Raw genomic sequence first — 256 nt, forward strand, 5'->3', positions numbered from 1 at the left:
GCTGTACATAGCTTCAGGATAGACAGATATAACCCCTGGAATAGCCATAATCTGTTCAACGGTTAATCCTTGACCAACAATAGTTACACCGTTAAATAATGTCTTAAATTGACGCTCAACTTTAGCATTTGAAGCAACCTTTGAAAGGGCTTTTGTAAATGCAGCTTGTTCGGCCTTCAGATGAGATGCATAGCTTTTAACTGGAGCTGATTGAATGTCTAGTTTGCTGTTTTTGTCTTTAACCGCTGTTGAGACT

General features: G+C 39.1%; 1 protein-coding gene. It reads right to left on the reverse strand.

Annotated features, from left to right (window positions below; genetic code table 11):
- Positions 1 to 256: protease inhibitor I9 family protein (locus AAEY88_RS14495; protein ID WP_350563517.1), on the reverse strand; the 256-nt coding region annotated here is incomplete at both ends.

The sequence above is a fragment of the Psychrobacter sp. CAL346-MNA-CIBAN-0220 genome (assembly GCF_040309805.1).
Classification (GTDB): Bacteria; Pseudomonadota; Gammaproteobacteria; order Pseudomonadales; family Moraxellaceae; genus Psychrobacter.